At 51.9% G+C, this 17,844-nt stretch carries 12 protein-coding genes and 2 pseudogenes; 11 read left to right on the plus strand and 3 right to left on the minus strand.

Annotated elements, in window-relative coordinates:
• Positions 1 to 25 precede the first annotated feature (25 nt).
• The 5 genes and pseudogenes from apbC to IUJ45_RS04635 all read left to right on the plus strand — a co-directional run bounded on the left by apbC (position 26) and on the right by IUJ45_RS04635 (position 8,464).
• Positions 26 to 1,105: an iron-sulfur cluster carrier protein ApbC gene (apbC, locus tag IUJ45_RS04615; protein ID WP_002247061.1), complete on the plus strand. Its 1,080-nt coding sequence runs from the start codon at positions 26 to 28 to the stop codon at positions 1,103 to 1,105.
• Between the two features lie 929 nt (positions 1,106 to 2,034).
• Positions 2,035 to 5,142, plus strand: a pseudogene (pilC, locus tag IUJ45_RS04620) (PilC family type IV pilus tip adhesin).
• 1,337 nt (positions 5,143 to 6,479) lie between these two features.
• Positions 6,480 to 7,613 carry a glutamine-hydrolyzing carbamoyl-phosphate synthase small subunit gene (gene carA, locus IUJ45_RS04625; RefSeq protein ID WP_002247117.1) on the plus strand — a complete coding sequence of 378 codons (1,134 nt, stop codon included), beginning with the start codon at positions 6,480 to 6,482 and terminating at the stop codon, positions 7,611 to 7,613.
• A gap of 45 nt (positions 7,614 to 7,658) precedes the next feature.
• Positions 7,659 to 7,796, plus strand: a complete 138-nt coding sequence (locus IUJ45_RS04630; protein WP_002214606.1) for a VOC family protein — start codon at positions 7,659 to 7,661, stop codon at positions 7,794 to 7,796.
• 278 nt (positions 7,797 to 8,074) lie between these two features.
• Positions 8,075 to 8,464, plus strand: coding sequence for an endonuclease domain-containing protein (locus IUJ45_RS04635; RefSeq protein ID WP_002219820.1), 390 nt, complete (start codon positions 8,075 to 8,077; stop codon positions 8,462 to 8,464).
• Between the two features lie 245 nt (positions 8,465 to 8,709).
• Here the strand turns inward: IUJ45_RS04635 and IUJ45_RS11180 are convergent.
• Positions 8,710 to 9,061 (minus strand): annotated as a pseudogene (locus tag IUJ45_RS11180) (hypothetical protein); the annotation flags it as partial.
• A gap of 253 nt (positions 9,062 to 9,314) precedes the next feature.
• Between IUJ45_RS11180 and IUJ45_RS04640 the strand changes: the two are divergent.
• The 3 genes from IUJ45_RS04640 to carB are packed head-to-tail and all read left to right on the plus strand — an operon-like array spanning position 9,315 to position 13,651.
• The gene (locus IUJ45_RS04640) at positions 9,315 to 9,878 is read left to right on the plus strand and encodes a ComF family protein (RefSeq protein ID WP_002214615.1); all 564 of its coding nucleotides are present in this window, start codon (positions 9,315 to 9,317) and stop codon (positions 9,876 to 9,878) included.
• A 2-nt stretch (positions 9,879 to 9,880) separates the two neighbouring features.
• A complete protein-coding gene (locus tag IUJ45_RS04645; RefSeq protein WP_002214617.1) occupies positions 9,881 to 10,429 on the plus strand; it encodes a hypothetical protein in 549 nt (182 codons plus the stop codon).
• A 6-nt stretch (positions 10,430 to 10,435) separates the two neighbouring features.
• The gene (gene carB / locus IUJ45_RS04650; RefSeq protein ID WP_002246424.1) at positions 10,436 to 13,651 is read left to right on the plus strand and encodes a carbamoyl-phosphate synthase large subunit; all 3,216 of its coding nucleotides are present in this window, start codon (positions 10,436 to 10,438) and stop codon (positions 13,649 to 13,651) included.
• A gap of 223 nt (positions 13,652 to 13,874) precedes the next feature.
• On the opposite strand, the gene crgA is transcribed toward carB, so the two are convergent.
• Positions 13,875 to 14,774 carry a LysR family transcriptional regulator CrgA gene (gene crgA / locus IUJ45_RS04655; protein WP_002246425.1) on the minus strand — a complete coding sequence of 300 codons (900 nt, stop codon included), beginning with the start codon at positions 14,772 to 14,774 and terminating at the stop codon, positions 13,875 to 13,877.
• Between the two features lie 238 nt (positions 14,775 to 15,012).
• On the opposite strand from crgA, the gene IUJ45_RS04660 reads away from it, so the two are divergent.
• On the plus strand, positions 15,013 to 15,591 hold the full coding sequence (locus tag IUJ45_RS04660; RefSeq protein WP_002227645.1) for an NAD(P)H-dependent oxidoreductase: 579 nt from the start codon (positions 15,013 to 15,015) through the stop codon (positions 15,589 to 15,591).
• Positions 15,592 to 15,961: 370 nt separating this feature from the next.
• On the opposite strand, the gene queA is transcribed toward IUJ45_RS04660, so the two are convergent.
• Positions 15,962 to 17,002, minus strand: a complete 1,041-nt coding sequence (queA, locus tag IUJ45_RS04665; RefSeq protein WP_082308638.1) for a tRNA preQ1(34) S-adenosylmethionine ribosyltransferase-isomerase QueA — start codon at positions 17,000 to 17,002, stop codon at positions 15,962 to 15,964.
• Between the two features lie 116 nt (positions 17,003 to 17,118).
• Between queA and IUJ45_RS04670 the strand changes: the two genes are divergently transcribed.
• Positions 17,119 to 17,376, plus strand: coding sequence for a hypothetical protein (locus tag IUJ45_RS04670; RefSeq protein ID WP_002254386.1), 258 nt, complete (start codon positions 17,119 to 17,121; stop codon positions 17,374 to 17,376).
• Positions 17,358 to 17,813, plus strand: coding sequence for an acetyl-CoA carboxylase biotin carboxyl carrier protein (gene accB, locus IUJ45_RS04675; protein WP_002214627.1), 456 nt, complete (start codon positions 17,358 to 17,360; stop codon positions 17,811 to 17,813). Before IUJ45_RS04670 ends, accB begins: the two co-directional genes overlap by 19 nt.
• Positions 17,814 to 17,844: the final 31 nt, after the last annotated feature.

The raw sequence follows: 17,844 nt of genomic DNA on the forward strand, positions 1-17,844 counted from the left end.
CAAACTGCACACAGAAACACACATTATGAACATACAAAACATCCGCACCCTCCTCGACACCGTCGCCGTTCCGAATACGGCACGCACGCTCGGCGGCGAAAAGGCCGTCCGTTCGGTCGAACAGCGTTCAGACGGCATCCATATCGCCCTGCATTTCGGCTTCCCCGTCGCGCACATTGCCTCAGAAACAGCCGACCGCATACAGGAAATCCTGATGCCGCTGACAGGCGACACACACATCCATCTGTCCATGGACACTGAAATCGGCACACACAAAGTCCAGCCCGGCGTTACCACCATCAAAGGCGTGAAAAACATCATCGCCGTCGCCTCTGGCAAAGGCGGCGTGGGCAAATCAACGACGACAGCCAACCTTGCCGCCGCAATGGCGCGCATGGGCGCGCGCGTCGGCGTACTCGATGCCGACCTTTACGGCCCGAGCCAACCGACCATGTTGGGTGTGGACGACCGCAAACCCGATCAGAAAAACCAAAAACTCATTCCCGTCGAATCTTCAGACGGCATACAGGTCATGTCTATCGGCTTTCTCGTCGATACCGACCAAGCCGTCGTCTGGCGCGGGCCGATGGTCAGCCAAGCCTTGCAGCAACTGATGTTTCAAAGCGAGTGGGACGAAGTGGATTATCTTTTCATCGACCTGCCCCCCGGCACGGGCGACATCCAGCTCACGCTGTCCCAGCGCATCCCCGTAACCGGTTCCGTCATCGTAACCACGCCGCAGGACATCGCCCTGATAGACGCGCGCAAAGCCGTGGATATGTTCCGCAAAGTCAACATTCCCATTTTGGGCGTATTGGAAAATATGTCCGTCCACATCTGCACCAACTGCGGACACAGCGAAGCACTGTTCGGCACGGACGGCGGCAAAGATTTAGCCGCACGCCTCAACGTCCCCCTGCTCGGACAGCTTCCCCTAAGCCTGCCCGTGCGCGAAGCCATGGACGGCGGCACACCGGCGCAACTGTTCGACGAACACCCCGCCATCGCCCGAATCTACACCGATGCCGCATTCCAAATCGCCCTGGGCGTTGCCGACAAAGGCAAAGACTTCAGCAGCCGCTTCCCCAAAATCGTCATCGAATAAAGCCGCGCCCGAAACCGCAACAGCAATGCCGTCCCAAGCCCCGCGCCTGCCGATATGCCGTCATTCCCGCGCAGGCGGGAATCTAGAACGTGGAATCTAAGAAACCGTGTTGTAAAGGCAGACCGATGCCGTCATTCCCACGAAAGTGGGAATCTAGAACGTAAAATCTCAAGAAACCGTTATACCCGATAAGTTTCTGCACCGACAGGTCTGGATTCCCGCCTGCGCGGGAATGACGGTTCGGGTATTTCTGACGATTTAGGCATTCCCGACAAGGTGGATTTTCAAGGTGTTGTATAGGGTGTAGGAGGATTCGTAAAAGGTGAGTTATAGGGTGGGCTTCAGCCCACCGATTCCAACGATTCCACCAATCCTACACCGTTCCCATAGACTCAAATCAACACAGAAACTTATGCGCCGTCATTCCCGCGCAGGCGGGAATCTAGGATGCGGAATCTCAAGAAACCGTTTTGCCCGATAAGTTTCCGCACCGACAGGTCTGGATTCCCGCTTTCGCGGCAATGGCGGGCCAAGGAGGCGGTTGCGGATTGCCGAAAACCGCTTTACCATGATCAGCGCGCAAGGGTAGAATAATGCGGTAACCCTATACATTGCATCCGGCCAAAGGGGCGTGTTACTTTTCCGAACATCCCCCTTTGGCAGCCGGGCCAAAGGGGTTTTCCAACCAGCAATTCGGCGGGCGCGGAATCGGGCGGTTTACCGAATCCCGCCGTTTGCGGCGCGCCTGCCGCCGACGGTATCCCGCGAAGCAAGATTTAAGGGATAAAATATGTTCCAACACGCAGGGCGGCACATAAGGCGCCGCCCTGATTCGGAAGGGCTTGCACCCCTCCCGGACAAAGCCTGATCCTGCCGCCCCGAAGGACGGATGCCCGAAGGGCGGGGGGTTTGACCGAAAAGGAAATACGATGAATAAAACTTTAAAAAGGCGGGTTTTCCGCCATACCGCGCTTTATGCCGCCATCTTGATGTTTTCCCATACCGGCGGGGGGGGGCGATGGCGCAAACCCATAAATACGCTATTATCATGAACGAGCGAAACCAGCCCGAGGTAAAGGGGAATGGGCAATATTCAACAATAAAGGACAAAGACAGGGAACGCAAATTTATCTATAATAAAAGCGGCCAGGGTGGAGGCTCTGTCTTTTTCGACAATACCGATACCCTTGTTTCCCGACAAAGCGGTACTGCCGTTTTTGGCACAGCCACCTACCTGCCGCCCTACGGCAAGGTTTCCGGTTTTGATGCCGACGGGCTGAAAGAGCGCGGCAATGCCGTTAATTGGATTCATACGACCCACCCAGGGTTGATAGGCTACAGCTACGCCGGTGTCGTATGCAGAGACAGCACAGGCTGTCCCAAACTTGTCTATAAAACCCGATTTTCCTTCGACAACACCGGTTTGGCAAAAAATGCGGGCAGCCTGGATAGGCACCCGGACCCAAGCCGCGAAAATTCGCCCATTTACAAATTGAAGGATCATCCATGGTTGGGCGTGTCTTTCAATTTGGGCAGCGAGAATACCGTCAAAAATGGCAACTCATTCAACAAATTGATATCTTCTTTTAGTGAAGACAATAATAATCAAACCATCGTCTCTACGACAGAAGGCTCCCCTATTTCCCTTGGCGACCAGCAGCGCGAACATACCGCCGTGGTCTATTATCTGAACGCCAAGCTGCACCTGCTGGATAAAAAACAGATTCAAAATATCACCGACAAAACAGTGCAGTTGGGCACCTTGAGACCGCGCGTCGAGACGACAGGACGAAGCTGGCTAAATTTTTGGGCTACGTGGAAGATTGAAGATAAAGGGAACATTACAGTCCGCCTCGACCTGCCGGAAGTCAAAGCAGGCCGCTGCGTCAACAAACCGAACCCCAATAATAATACCAAAGTCCCTTCGCCGGCACTGACCGCCCCCGCGCTGTGGTTCGGACCTGTGAAAGATGGTAAGGCGGAGATGTATTCCGCTTCGGTTTCTACCTACCCCGACAGTTCGAGCAGCCAAATTTTCCTGCAAAACCTTTCCCGCAAGGATGACACAAGCAAACCGGGCCGCTATTCCCTCAAACCCTTGAGTACGTCGGAGATTAAAAGTAAAGAGCCGAGTTTCACGGGGCGGCAAACCGTCATCCGATTGGATGGCGGCGTACGGCATATCCAACTGGATAGAAACAATGAGGCCACCGGTTTAAATGGAAATGACGGCAAAAACGACACTTTCGGCATTATTTAGAGAAGGGAGCTTCATGCCTGATGCCAGCGAGTGGAAAAAAGTATTGCTGCCTTGGACGGTTCGGGGTTTTGCTGATGACAGTAAATTTAAAGCATTCAACAAAGAAGAAAACAACGACAACAAGCCAAAATACAGCCAAAGATACCGCATCCGCGAAAACGGCAACAACGGCAAGCGCGATTTGGGCGACATCGTCAACAGCCCGATTGTCGCGGTCGGCGAGTATTTGGCTACTTCCGCCAACGACGGGATGGTGCATATCTTCAAAAAAAACGGCGGCAGTGATGAACGCAGCTACAATCTGAAGCTCAGCTACATCCCCGGCACGATGCCGCGCCAATATTTTGATAACGACACTTCCGCTCTCAAAGACTCCACCCTCGCCAAAGAGCTGCGCGCCTTTGCCGAAAAAGGCTATGTGGGCGACCGCTACGGCGTGGACGGCGGCTTTGTCTTGCGCGAAGTCGAACTGAGCGGGAAAAAACACGTGTTTATGTTCGGCGCGATGGGCTTTGGCGGCAGAGGTGCGTATGCCTTGGATTTGACCAAAGCCGAAAACGGTGACCCGACCGCCGTTTCCCTGTTTGATGTCAAACATGACAATAATGGCAATAATAGCAATAATAGCGTGCAATTAGGCTACACCGTCGGCACGCCGCAAATCGGCAAAACCCACGACGGCAAATACGCCGCTTTCCTCGCCTCCGGTTATGCGACTAAAACCATTGACGACCAACAAAATAAAACCGCGCTGTATGTGTATGATTTGGAAAACAACAACGGTACGCCGATTGCAAAAATCGAAGTGAAGGACGGCAAGGGCGGGCTTTCGTCCCCCACGCTGGTGGATAAAGATTTGGACGGCACGGTCGATATCGCCTATGCCGGCGATCGCGGCGGGAATATGTACCGCTTTGATTTGAGCAGCGACAATCCGTCCAGCTGGACTGTACGCACTATTTTCCAAGGCACGAAGCCGATTACTTCCGCGCCCGCCATTTCCCAACTGAAAGACAAACGCGTGGTCATCTTCGGCACGGGCAGTGATTTGAGTGAGGAGGATGTGGACAGCAAAGAAATCCAACACGTTTACGGTATTTTTGACAATGACACAAACACAGGTGTGGCGAAAGACGGGCAGGGCAACGGGCTGCTCGAGCAAGTGCTTAGTGAGGAAAATAAAACCTTATTCCTGACCGATTATAAGCGATCCGACGGATCGGGCAGTAAGGGGTGGGTAGTGAAGCTGAAGGAAGGACAGCGCGTTACCGTCAAACCGACCGTGGTATTGCGTACCGCCTTTGTAACCATCCGCAAATATAACGACGGCGGCTGCGGCGCGGAAACCGCCATTTTGGGCATCAATACCGCCGACGGCGGCAAGCTGACCAAGAAAAGCGCGCGCCCGATTGTGCCGGACACCAATACGGCTGTCGCGCAATATTCCGGCCATAAGCAAACCACCAAAGGCAAATCCATCCCTATAGGTTGTATGGAAAAAGACAATGGAATCGCCTGCCCGAACGGATATGTTTACGACAAACCGGTTAATGTGCGTTATCTGGATGAAAAGAAAACAGACGGATTTTCAACAACGGCAGACGGCGATGCGGGCGGCAGCGGTATAGACCCCGACGGCAAGCGTGCCGGCAAAAACAACCGCTGCTTCTCCCAAAAAGGGGTGCGCACCCTGCTGATGAACGATTTGGACAGCTTGGACATTACCGGCCCGACGTGCGGTATGAAACGAATCAGCTGGCGTGAAATCTTCTACTGATTTGCACGCGAAAATGCCGTCCGAAAGGTTTTCGGACGGCATTTTTTGCGTTTTTCGGGAGGGGCGGGTTCGTAAAAGGCGGGCTATAGGGTAGGCTTCATCTCGCCAATCTCACTGAATCCATCAATTTCCACAATTCAATTAAATACCGTCAAACCGATGCCGTCATTCCCGCGCAGGCGGGAATCTAGACCTTGGGATAACAGCAATATTCAAAGGTTAGCTGAAGCTTTAGAGATTCTGGATTCCCACTTTCGTGGGAATGACGGGATTTGAGATTGCGACATTTATCGGGAGCAACAGAAACCGCTCTGCCGTCATTCCCGCGCAGGCGGGAATCTAGACCTTAGAACAACAGCAATATTCAAAGATTATCTGAAAGTCCGGGATTCTGGATTCCCACTTCCGTGGGAATGACGGGATTAGAGTTTCAAAATTTATTCTAAATAGCTGAAACTCAACGCACTGGATTCCCGCCTGCGCGGGAATGACGAATTTTAGGTTTCTGATTTTGGTTTTCTGTTTTTGTAGGAATGATGAAATTTTGAGTTTTAGGAATTTACCGGAAAAAACAGAAACCGCTCCGCCGTCATTCCCGCGCAGGCGGGAATCTAGGACGTAAAATCTCAAGAAACCGTTGTACCCGATAAGTTTCCGTGCCGACAAGTCCGGATTCCCGCCTGCGCGGGAATGACGGTTCAGTTGCGTAGGACTGGATTGTGAAAAGGGGCGGATTCGGTGAAAACGGCGGAAATGTGGGATTGATGGAATCGGTGGGCTGAAGCCCTCCCTACAGAGCTTTCAGACGGCATTTTTTGCGTTTTTCGGGAGGGGGCGGCAAATGAAACGCGTCATTCCCGCGCAGGCGGGAATCTAGGACGTAAAATCTCAAGAAACCGTTGTACCCGATAAGTTTCTGTGCCGACAGGTCTGGATTCCCGCCTGCGCGGGAATGACGGTTCGGGTATTCCTGACGATTCAGGTATTCCTGACGATTCAGGTATTCCTGACGATTCGGGTATTCCCATAGTTTCGCCGGACGGACGTGGGGAAATGCGTAACGGGCATAGTGGGCGCAGAGCGGGCGGTTTTACGCCACGGATTTCCGTTTTCGCGCGAACATATCAGCCCGCCTGCCGCGTTTGCGCTTGAAATCGGGTATGTTTCGTCTTAAAATATGCTGCTTTCAGGGTATAGGCACTTGCCCGAAAAGCACGTTACGCGTCTATCTTGCGCGGCGTGTTTTTTTTTGACCGGATTTTTCCGACCGGATGCCCCCTGCCGAAGTCCCTTCAGACGGCATTGTCAAGAATTTTATTAAAAACAGGATTCCCATCATGAGCACCCCCGCCCTCCTCGTCCTCGCTGACGGCAGCGTATTCCACGGCACATCAATCGGTTACGAAGGTTCGACTTCCGGCGAAGTCGTGTTCAATACTTCGATGACCGGCTATCAGGAAATCCTGACCGACCCGTCCTACTGCAAACAAATCGTTACCCTCACCTACCCCCACATCGGCAACACCGGCACCAACGCCGAAGATGAAGAAAGCCGCAGCGTTTACGCCGCCGGCCTGATTATCCGCGACCTGCCGCTCTTGCACAGCAACTTCCGTGCCTCCGAAAGCCTGCACGACTATTTGGTACACAACAAAACCGTCGCCATCGCCGACATCGACACCCGCCGCCTGACCACGCTGTTGCGCGAAAAAGGCGCGCAAGGCGGCGCGATTCTGACCGGCGCGGATGCCACAATCGAAAAAGCGCAAGAACTCATCGCCGCGTTCGGCAGTATGGTCGGCAAAGACTTGGCAAAAGAAGTTTCCTGCACGGAAACTTACGAATGGACGGAAGGCGAATGGGAATTGGGCAAGGGTTTCGTTACCCCTGACGAACAGCCTTACCACGTCGTCGCCTACGATTTCGGCGTGAAAACCAACATCCTGCGTATGCTCGCCTCGCGCGGCTGCCGCCTGACCGTCGTCCCCGCCCAAACGAGCGCACAAGACGTGTTGGCACTCAATCCCGACGGCGTGTTCCTGTCCAACGGCCCCGGCGACCCCGAGCCTTGCACCTACGCCATCGAAGCCGTGCAAAAACTGATGGAAAGCGGCAAACCGATTTTCGGCATCTGCTTGGGACACCAGCTCATCAGCCTCGCTATCGGCGCGAAAACCCTGAAAATGCGCTTCAGCCACCACGGTGCGAACCACCCTGTGCAAGATTTGGACAGCGGCAAAGTCGTCATCACCAGCCAAAACCACGGTTTTGCCGTTGATGCCGACACCCTGCCCGCTAACGCACGCATTACCCACAAATCCTTGTTTGACAACACTTTGCAAGGCATCGAGCTGACCGACAAACCTGTGTTCTGCTTCCAAGGCCACCCCGAAGCCAGCCCCGGTCCGCAAGATGTCGGCTATTTGTTTGACAAATTCATTGGCAATATGAAAGCGGCAAAACGGGCATAATGGCTTTCAGACGGCACTGCCGCCGCCTGAAAAAGAAAGCGGGAAATGAAGATTAGCGCACTCGACCATCTGGTACTGACCGTTGCCGACATTGACCGAACCATTGCGTTTTACACGCAAGTTTTGGGTATGGAAGAAGTTTCATTTGGCAACAACCGTAAGGCTTGTATTTTAGAAGACTAAGGGATTTGGGAAAGATTGCCGCAACTTGGAAAATGCCCTCTCCCCAGCCCTCCCCCACGGGGGAGGGGGTAGGTTGCAGCAGATTTTGCGGTTGCAGGCAGTTTGAAAAGCGACTTGGATTTACAAGCGTTGATTTCAGGTCGCTTGAAAAATAAAAAACAGCCTGTACAACTTGTTTTCCTTGTTTTCCTTGCAAAACCCTTAATCACTACAGCCGCACCGTCCTCTCTCCCGTGGGAGAGAGTTAGAGAGAGGGCAGCAAACAGCACGACAACAAAATGAACCCGCACGAGAAACTCTTGACCACCGACAACCCCATCTTGCGCCAACGCGCCAAAGCCATGCGCCAAGAAATGAGCGGGGCGGAAGCAAAATTGTGGCAGCACCTGCGGGCAGGTCGTCTGAACGGCTATAAATTCCGCCGCCAGCAGCCGATGGGAAACTATATTGTTGATTTTATGTGCGTAACGCCCAAGTTGATTGTCGAAGCAGACGGAGGGCAGCACACAGAACAAGCCGCATACGACCACGCGCGGACGGCATATCTCAACAGCTTGGGCTTTACCGTACTGCGGTTTTGGAATCACGAGATTTTACAGCAGACAAACGATGTGCTGACAGAAATCCTGCTCGTGTTGCAAGAATTGGAAAAGCAAGCTGCACGATAGCAGATGGCTGATTTTGATTGGATTATTGAAAATAATAGGATAAAGCCGACTGAATTGAGCATTTATAAAGGCCGTCTGAAAAACAAAAAGCAGCCTGCATAACCTGATTAGTTTACAGAAACCTTAGCCCCAACAGCCACCCCATCCTCTCTCCCGTGGGAGAGAGCTAGAGAGAGGGCAACAAGCCGCAAGGCTTGTGTCTTGGCGGTTAGAGTGTTAGGAAAGGTTGCCGAAATTCGGAGAATGCCCTCTCCCCAGCCCTCCCCCACGGGGGAGGGAGTAGGTTTCAGCAGATTTTGCGGTTGCAGGCGGTTTGAAAGCGACTTGGATTTACCGTTGATTTCAGGTCGTCTGAAAAGCAAAAAGCAACCTGCACAACCTGTTTCCTTGCAGAACCCTTAGCCCTACAGCCACTCCGTCCTCTCTCCCGTGGGAGAGAGCTAGAGAGAGGGCAACAAGCCACAAGGCTTGTATTTCGGTGGTTGAGTTGTTGGGAAAGGTTGCCGAAATTCGGGGAATGCCCTCTCCCCAACCCTCCCCCACGGGGGAGGGGGCAGGTTGCAGCGGATTTTGCGGTTGCAGGCGGTTTGAGAAAGAATGCCCGAAATATCAACAGCGGGAATTTTTCAGGCAGCCTTTATCGCAAGGCAGGTGGAACAAACGCCGCGAACGTTTTTTCAGACGACCTTTGAACTCATCGGCAGAGAGTGTGCCGCAAGGCACGCACGCGGTGGGTTGGGGTTGCAGGGAAAATGGAGAACGCGTGCGTGCGTACCGCACATACCCTACATGCGGGCTACGGCTTGCTAGGATTGCTCGTTATACTTAATTTTGACAAGGAGTCAATGAAATGGCGATAGAACTAAATGGTAACTGGACAAAAGGATTTGCTTTAGACCATCATATGCAAAAAAGTATTTTGTTAGGTTATGATGAATTAGGGCATCCTCACTTTGATAGCAAGAGAAGTGTGATTGGAGAATGGGTTTATCAATTAAAATATCGTAATCAAACCCAAAATGTTTCTTTGCTGGTAGACTATATTTTACAAAAATTTAGTGGTTTAGAATCTATAAATTTAATTGTTCCCGCCCCTTTTACAACAGAGCGTATTAATCAACCAGTTCAATTAATTGCCAAAGAACTAAGTGATCGCTTGAATATTCCATATTCTCCTATTTTAAGAAAATCTAGCTCACACACACCACTCAAAAATATTGAAGAAAAATCAGAAAAACTAGAAATACTGAATAATTCCATCACAATTGACAATATAGATCTATCCAATAAGAATATTTTAGTAATTGATGATTTATTTGATAGCGGAGCAACATTGGAAATATCAACTGAAAAATTGTTTTCAAAAAATGCTAGATCTGTAATTGTTTTAGCAATGACAAAGACTAGAGGATAAAAATGCGCACTATTTTCTTTTCTGGTTCACGCAGCATTTCACGACTAAATCCACAAATACGAGAAAGAATTAACAATATTCTTAGCAATAATTTTGATATTGTTATTGGAGATGCTAATGGGGCTGATAAAGCTATCCAAAAATTTCTACAAGAACAAGATTATGCTAATGTGCATATTTACTTTTCTGGCAAAATTTACCGAAATAATGTGGGGAATTGGCAGTTTGTCCAAGTAGACAGCAAAGGAACTGGAAGGGTATTTTATACAGCAAAAGATAAGAAAATGGCAGAAATTGCTGATTATGGCTTTATTTTATGGGATGGTAAGAGTATTGGTTCATTAAATAATATAGCAGAACTTTTACAGCTAAATAAACCTTCTCTTGTATACCATTCTCAAACAAAAGAATTCTTTAAAATTAAATCAAGCGCAGATTTAGAGAATATTTTATCTAACATAGAAGATGATGTTTTAGCTTCAATTTTAGAAAAGGGAAATACTTTTCTTAAAAGCTATGTAACAAAACAACCTTCTTTAATTCAAGAGTAACCACCCATGCCCAAACGTACCGACCTAAAATCCATCCTTATCATCGGCGCCGGCCCTATCGTTATCGGTCAGGCCTGCGAATTTGACTATTCGGGCGCACAGGCCTGCAAGGCTTTGCGTGAAGAAGGCTATAAAGTCATTTTGGTGAATTCCAACCCCGCCACGATTATGACCGACCCTGAAATGGCGGATGTTACCTACATCGAGCCGATTATGTGGCAGACGGTGGAGAAGATTATCGCCAAGGAGCGGCCTGATGCGATTCTGCCCACGATGGGCGGTCAGACCGCGCTGAACTGTGCGCTGGATTTGGCACGCAACGGCGTGCTGGCAAAATACAATGTCGAGCTGATTGGCGCGACGGAAGACGCGATTGACAAGGCGGAAGACCGCGGCCGCTTTAAAGAAGCGATGGAAAAAATCGGTTTGTCTTGCCCGAAATCTTTTGTCTGCCACACGATGAACGAAGCTTTGGCGGCGCAAGAACAGGTCGGCTTCCCTACCCTGATTCGTCCTTCTTTCACCATGGGCGGTTCGGGCGGCGGCATTGCCTACAATAAAGACGAGTTTTTGGCGATTTGCGAACGCGGTTTCGATGCGTCGCCCACGCACGAGCTGTTGATTGAGCAGTCCGTTCTCGGCTGGAAAGAGTACGAGATGGAAGTGGTGCGCGATAAGAACGACAACTGCATCATCATCTGCTCGATTGAAAACTTCGACCCGATGGGCGTGCATACAGGCGACTCGATTACGGTTGCGCCGGCGCAAACGCTGACGGACAAGGAATACCAAATCATGCGCAACGCTTCGTTGGCAGTGTTGCGTGAAATCGGCGTGGATACCGGCGGCTCAAACGTTCAGTTTGCAGTAAACCCTGAAAACGGCGAGATGATTGTGATTGAGATGAACCCGCGCGTGAGCCGTTCGTCCGCGCTGGCTTCCAAAGCGACGGGCTTCCCGATTGCGAAGGTGGCGGCGAAACTGGCGGTCGGCTTTACGCTGGACGAGTTGCGCAACGACATCACCGGCGGCAAAACCCCCGCGTCATTCGAGCCGTCCATCGACTATGTGGTAACCAAAATCCCGCGTTTTGCGTTTGAAAAATTCCCTGCCGCAGACGACCGCCTGACCACGCAGATGAAATCCGTGGGTGAAGTGATGGCGATGGGCCGCACGATTCAGGAAAGCTTCCAAAAAGCCCTGCGCGGCTTGGAAACAGGCTTGTGCGGCTTCAATCCGAGAAGCTCCGACAAAGCGGAAATCCGCCGCGAACTGGCAAACCCCGGCCCCGAACGTATGCTGTTTGTGGCAGACGCGTTCCGCGCGGGCTTCACGCTGGAAGAAATCCACGAAATCTGCGCCATCGACCCTTGGTTCCTGGCGCAAATCGAAGACTTGATGAAGGAAGAAAAAGCGGTTTCAGACGGCATTTTGAGTGATTTGGATTTCGCCGCCCTACGCCGTCTGAAACGCAAAGGCTTCTCCGACAAACGTTTGGCACAATTGTTGAACGTAAGCGAAAAAGAAGTTCGCGAACACCGCTACGCGCTGAAGCTGCATCCGGTTTACAAACGCGTCGATACCTGCGCCGCCGAGTTCGCCACCGAAACCGCCTACCTCTATTCCACTTACGAAGAGGAATGCGAAGCGCGTCCTTCCGACCGCAAAAAAGTGATGATTCTCGGCGGCGGCCCGAACCGCATCGGTCAGGGCATCGAGTTTGACTACTGCTGCGTTCACGCCGCGCTCGCCCTGCGCGAATCCGGTTTTGAAACGATTATGGTCAACTGCAACCCAGAAACCGTGTCCACCGACTTCGACACCAGCGACCGCCTCTATTTCGAGCCGCTGACATTGGAAGACGTGTTGGAAATCGTCCGCACCGAAAACCCGTGGGGCGTGATTGTGCATTACGGCGGTCAAACCCCGCTCAAACTCGCCAACGCGCTGGTTGAAAACGGCGTGAACATCATCGGCACGTCCGCCGACAGCATCGATGCCGCCGAAGACCGCGAACGCTTCCAAAAAGTGTTGAACGACTTAGGCCTGCGCCAGCCGCCCAACCGCATCGCCCACAACGAAGAAGAAGCACTCGTCAAAGCCGAAGAAATCGGTTATCCGCTGGTCGTGCGCCCGTCTTATGTTTTGGGCGGACGCGCGATGCAGATTGTCCACTCCGCCGAGCAGTTGCAAAAATATATGCGCGAAGCCGTGCAGGTTTCCGAAGACAGCCCCGTGTTGCTCGACTTCTTCCTGAACAACGCGATTGAAGTCGATGTGGACTGCGTTTCAGACGGCAAAGATGTGGTTATCGGCGGCATCATGCAGCACGTCGAACAGGCGGGCATCCACTCCGGCGACTCCGGCTGCTCGCTGCCGCCCTACTCCTTAAGCGAAGAAATCCAAGACGAAATCCGCCGCCAAACCAAAGCGATGGCGTACGCGCTGGGCGTGGTCGGACTGATGAACGTGCAGTTTGCCGTGCAGGACGGCGTAGTGTTCGTATTGGAAGTGAACCCGCGCGCCAGCCGCACCGTGCCCTTCGTCTCCAAAGCCACCGGCGTGCCGCTCGCCAAAGTCGGCGCGCGCTGCATGGCAGGCATCTCCCTGAAAGAACAAGGCGTGGAAAAAGAAGTTGTCCCCGATTTCTATGCCGTTAAAGAAGCCGTGTTCCCCTTCATCAAATTCCCGGGCGTGGATACGATTTTGGGTCCGGAAATGCGCTCCACCGGCGAAGTCATGGGCGTGGGCGCAAGCTTCGGCGAAGCCTACTACAAAGCCCAACTCGGCGCGGGCGAACGCCTCAACCCGACCGGCAAAATCTTCCTCTCCGTGCGCGAAGAAGACAAAGAACGCGTCATTAAAACCGCCAAAAACTTCCAAGCCTTAGGCTACGGCATCTGCGCCACACGCGGCACGGCGCAATACCTGACCGAACACGGGCTGATTGTCCAAACCATCAATAAAGTCCCCGAAGGCCGCCCGCACATCGGCGACGCGCTGAAAAACGGTGAAATCGCACTGGTCGTGAATACCGTTTCCAGCGATCCGCAATCCGTGTCCGACAGCCACATCATCCGCCAAAGCGCATTGCAGCAACGTGTGCCGCAATACACCACCACTGCCGGCGGCGAAGCGATGAGCGAAGGCGCGAAAAGCCGCGACCATCTGGGCGTGTACAGCGTTCAAGAGTTGCACGGGCGTTTGAAAAACCGCAACTGATACCTGAATCAGGTTGAAAATGCCGTCTGAAACCGTTTTGCGGTTTCAGACGGCATTTTGTCATTTGGAAAGCCGATGTTGCCACACACAAGCCGTACATAAGGAACAGCCCTATCACGCTCCCCATATAGACTGCCATTGCCGCGGCTATACATCATCTTATTTATTTTTTCTCAAAGTTATTAAGTGAGTAAAAACAATTTTATGACAGGTTTTTATAGAATTATCCACAGAGATTGTTTCCCAGTTCCTCCACTAAAAAATCCAAAAATACGCGTAAGCGGAGATTGACGGCTTTATCGCTGTAATAAACAGCATTAAAGGGGTGTGTTTTATCGGAGGTTTGTTCGGCGAGCAGGGGAATTAACTTTCCTTCAGCGATGTCGTTGTCAACCAAAAAATCTGATAAGCAAGCAATACCGCAACCTGAAAGGCACAACGAGCGTAAGATTTCACCGCTGCTGGCGGTAAAGTGCGGTGAAATCTTATAGGGATTTCCCTGCGCATCTAAAACCGCCCATGTATTTAGAGAACTGGGTTCGGTGAAGCCTAAACATTGGTGGCCGGCAAGCTCTTCTGTAGATTGCGGCGTGCCGTGTTTTGCCAGGTATTCAGGACTGGCGATTACGCGGAAGCGGCTGTCAAACAGATGGCGTGCACGCAGCCCGGAATCGTCCAATTCTCCGGCCCGTAAGGCAATATCGACTTTGCGTTCAATCAGATTGATATAGCTTTCGGAAGAAACGAGCGAAAGTCGGATATGCGGATAGCGTTCGTTGAATTTTGCTGCCAGCGGCGCCAGCAGATGCAGCACCATCGGCATCGCGGAATCCACGCGCAACACGCCTTGAGGTATTTCGTGCACTGCCAGCATTTCGGTTTCCGCCGCTGCCATTTCTTGCAGGATTCTCTGCGCGCGGCGGAAATATTGTGCGCCTTCTTCCGTCAGACTGAGTTGCCGCGTGGTGCGGTTGAGCAGGTTCACACCCAACTTTTCCTCCAGCCGTTTGACGATGCGGCTTACGGCAGAATTTGCCATCGCCAACTGCTCCGCCGCACGGCTGAAGCTGCCGCTTTCCACCACTTGAACAAATACGGTCAGTTCTTCTGAATTGGTTTTCATCGTGTTTCCTTTTCGGTTGGAACCCCGCCCTTTAGGGCGGCAGGATCAGACTTTATTTGGGAGGGGTGTAACCCCTTCCGAATCAGGACGGCACACAGGGCGGTGCTTTATGTGCCATCCCGTGTGTTGGAACATCTGATTATTTCATTTGAAGCAAAAGTGTTTTCTTATTTTTGCACTTTTAAATTATAAAGTAAAACGGCACAATACATTCATCAATTCACAAACGAGGTAACAAATGAATATTTTATTATTAGACGGCGGCAAGGCGTTCGGACATTCTCACGGCGGGTTAAACCGCACGCTTCACAAAAAAGCGAAAGAAGTTTTGACCGCGCTCGGACACAATGTTCAAGAAACCGTGATTGATGCCGGCTATGATGTTGAGGCAGAAATCGAAAAATTCGTTTGGATGGATGCTGTGATTTGGCAGATGCCGGGCTGGTGGATGCACGAGCCTTGGACAGTGAAAAAATACATAGACGAAGTATTAACCGCTGGACACGGCAAACTCTACCAAAGCGACGGCAGACACAGCGTCAATCCGACTGAGGGCTACGGCACAGGCGGCTTGTTGCAAGGCAAAAAACATATGCTTTCACTGACTTGGAATGCGCCGATTGAGGCGTTTACCCGCGAAGGCGATTTCTTTGAAGGCAAAGGCGTTGATGTTTTGTATATGCACTTCCACAAAGCCAACGAGTTTTTGGGTATGACCCGCCTGCCGACATTCTTATGTAACGATGTGGTTAAAAATCCGCAAGTGGAAAAATACTTGGCAGATTATCAGGCACACTTGGAAAAAGTGTTCGGCTAAAAATTTATCTTATAAACAAACAAAGGCAGCCTGAAAGATTGAATGGTCTGCACCCCTAAGGTTGGACTAACCAACCGACTAAGGTGCAGATTATTTTTTGTTGCTTTTTCAGCTTTTCGTTGGGTTAGATATTCTTGCCCACTGTTTTCAGGCAGCCTTGAATACAAAAAATGGCGTATGTAATATGTTTATACGACCAAAACGGAATGAATTTTAACGTATTGCGCGTCATCAACAATGACTGAGTTTCTCGCCTCTCGCGCCTGAATCTATGTCATATACAGTTCCTTTCATTCAAATCAACAAAAGAATGCCGTCCGAACGTCCGTTCAGACGGCACTTGTCTTCCCCCAATAGACTTGAGGCTGTTCTAACGTACCACCCCTTCGTTCCGCCCCAAAACCATCGCATCGCCGTAGCTGAAGAAACGGTATTCGCGTTCGACCGCATAACGATACGCGGCGCGGATATGACCCATACCCGAAAACGCGCTGACAAGCATCAGCAGCGTCGATTTCGGCAGATGGAAATTGGTAACCAGCCTGTCGGCAACATTAAAACGGTAGCCCGGCGTGATGAAAATATCGGTGTCGCCCTGCCCCGCTTTCAGACGACCCGTCGCACGCGCGGCAGACTCGAGGGCGCGCATGGAAGTCGTGCCGACCGCCCAGACTTTGTTCCCCCGGGCTTTTGCCGCCTCAACGGTGGCGGCGGTTTCAGACGGCACTTCAAACCATTCGCTGTGCATTTTGTGTTCTTCGATTTTATCGACGCGCACGGGTTGGAACGTTCCCGCACCGACGTGCAGGGTTACTTCTGCGGTTACCGCGCCTTTGTCTTTCAGACGGCGCAAAAGTTCTTCCGTAAAATGCAGGCCCGCCGTCGGCGCGGCGACCGCGCCCTGATATTTGGCATAAACAGTCTGGTAGCGGCTGTCGTCGTCCGCATCGGCGGCACGTTCGATATAAGGCGGCAGGGGCAGGTGTCCGTTCTGTTCCAAAAGTTCGTAAACGGTCTCTCCGCCTTCAAAACGCAGGCAGAACAGTTCGCCCTCACGCCCGACCATCACGGCGCGGATGCCGCCTTCAAACACCAGCCCCATACCGGGCTTGGGGGACTTGGACGAACGGATGTGCGCCAGTGCGGTATGACTGTCTAAAACACGCTCGATCAGGGCTTCGATCCTGCCGCCGCTGTCTTTCTGCCCAAACAGCCGCGCCTTCATGACTTTGGTGTTGTTGAACACCAAAACGTCGCCCGCCTCGACATAATCCGGCAAATCGCCGAACACCCGGTCTTGCAGCGGCATATCGGGCAGCGCGACCAAAAGGTGGCTGCTGCCGCGCACTTCGGGCGGATGCTGGGCAATCAGGTGTTCGGGCAGGGTAAAATCAAAATCTGAAATATCCATTTTTACACTCTCGTTCGGGTAAGCCGCCATTATACGCACTTTAGCCCTTTTTCAGACGGCATCTTTGCCCGAAAAACCAACAGATTAGAATAAACACTCTTGACCCGGGGCATCTTGTGCGCAAAATCAAACTTCCTGCACATTTCCCCCAAAAACCGCCGTTTTTTGATATTTTACTGGACATTTACCGACAACTTCGGGAAAATAAACACATTCTCACGGTTGTTTTCCACCACAGGAAAACCGTATCCGAACACCATTCCGCCCGGTTTGCGCCGTTGCCGCAAGCCGGCTGTTTTCTGAAAAACCAACGCAACAACCCGCCGAAACACCGGCAGCCTTTAAAGGAACAGAAATGGATTTGCGCAAATTAAAAAAACTGATTGATTTGGTTGAAGAATCGGGTATCGCCGAAATCGAAGTAACCGAAGGCGAGGAAAAAGTCCGCATCACCCGAACCATCGCCGCCGCACCCGTTTACGCCGCGCCCGTACCTGCCGCCGCGCCGGCCGTAACGCCTGCCGCCGCACCCGTTGCGGCATCCGCGCCTGCCGCCGCACCTGCCGCCCGCGATTTGTCCGACGCGCAAAAATCACCTATGGTCGGCACGTTCTACCGCGCACCCGGCCCGAATGCCGCGCCTTTTGTCGAAGTCGGCCAACAGGTTAAAGCCGGCGACACGCTGTGCATCATCGAAGCGATGAAGCTGATGAACGAAATCGAAGCCGAAAAATCCGGCACGGTCAAAGAAATTTTGGTCGAAAACGGTACGCCCGTCGAATTCGGCGAACCGCTCTTCATTATCGGATAATCCTGTTTTCAGACGGCATAAACTTCCGATG

The organism is Neisseria meningitidis, assembly GCF_022869645.1.
Classification (GTDB): domain Bacteria; phylum Pseudomonadota; class Gammaproteobacteria; order Burkholderiales; family Neisseriaceae; genus Neisseria; species Neisseria meningitidis.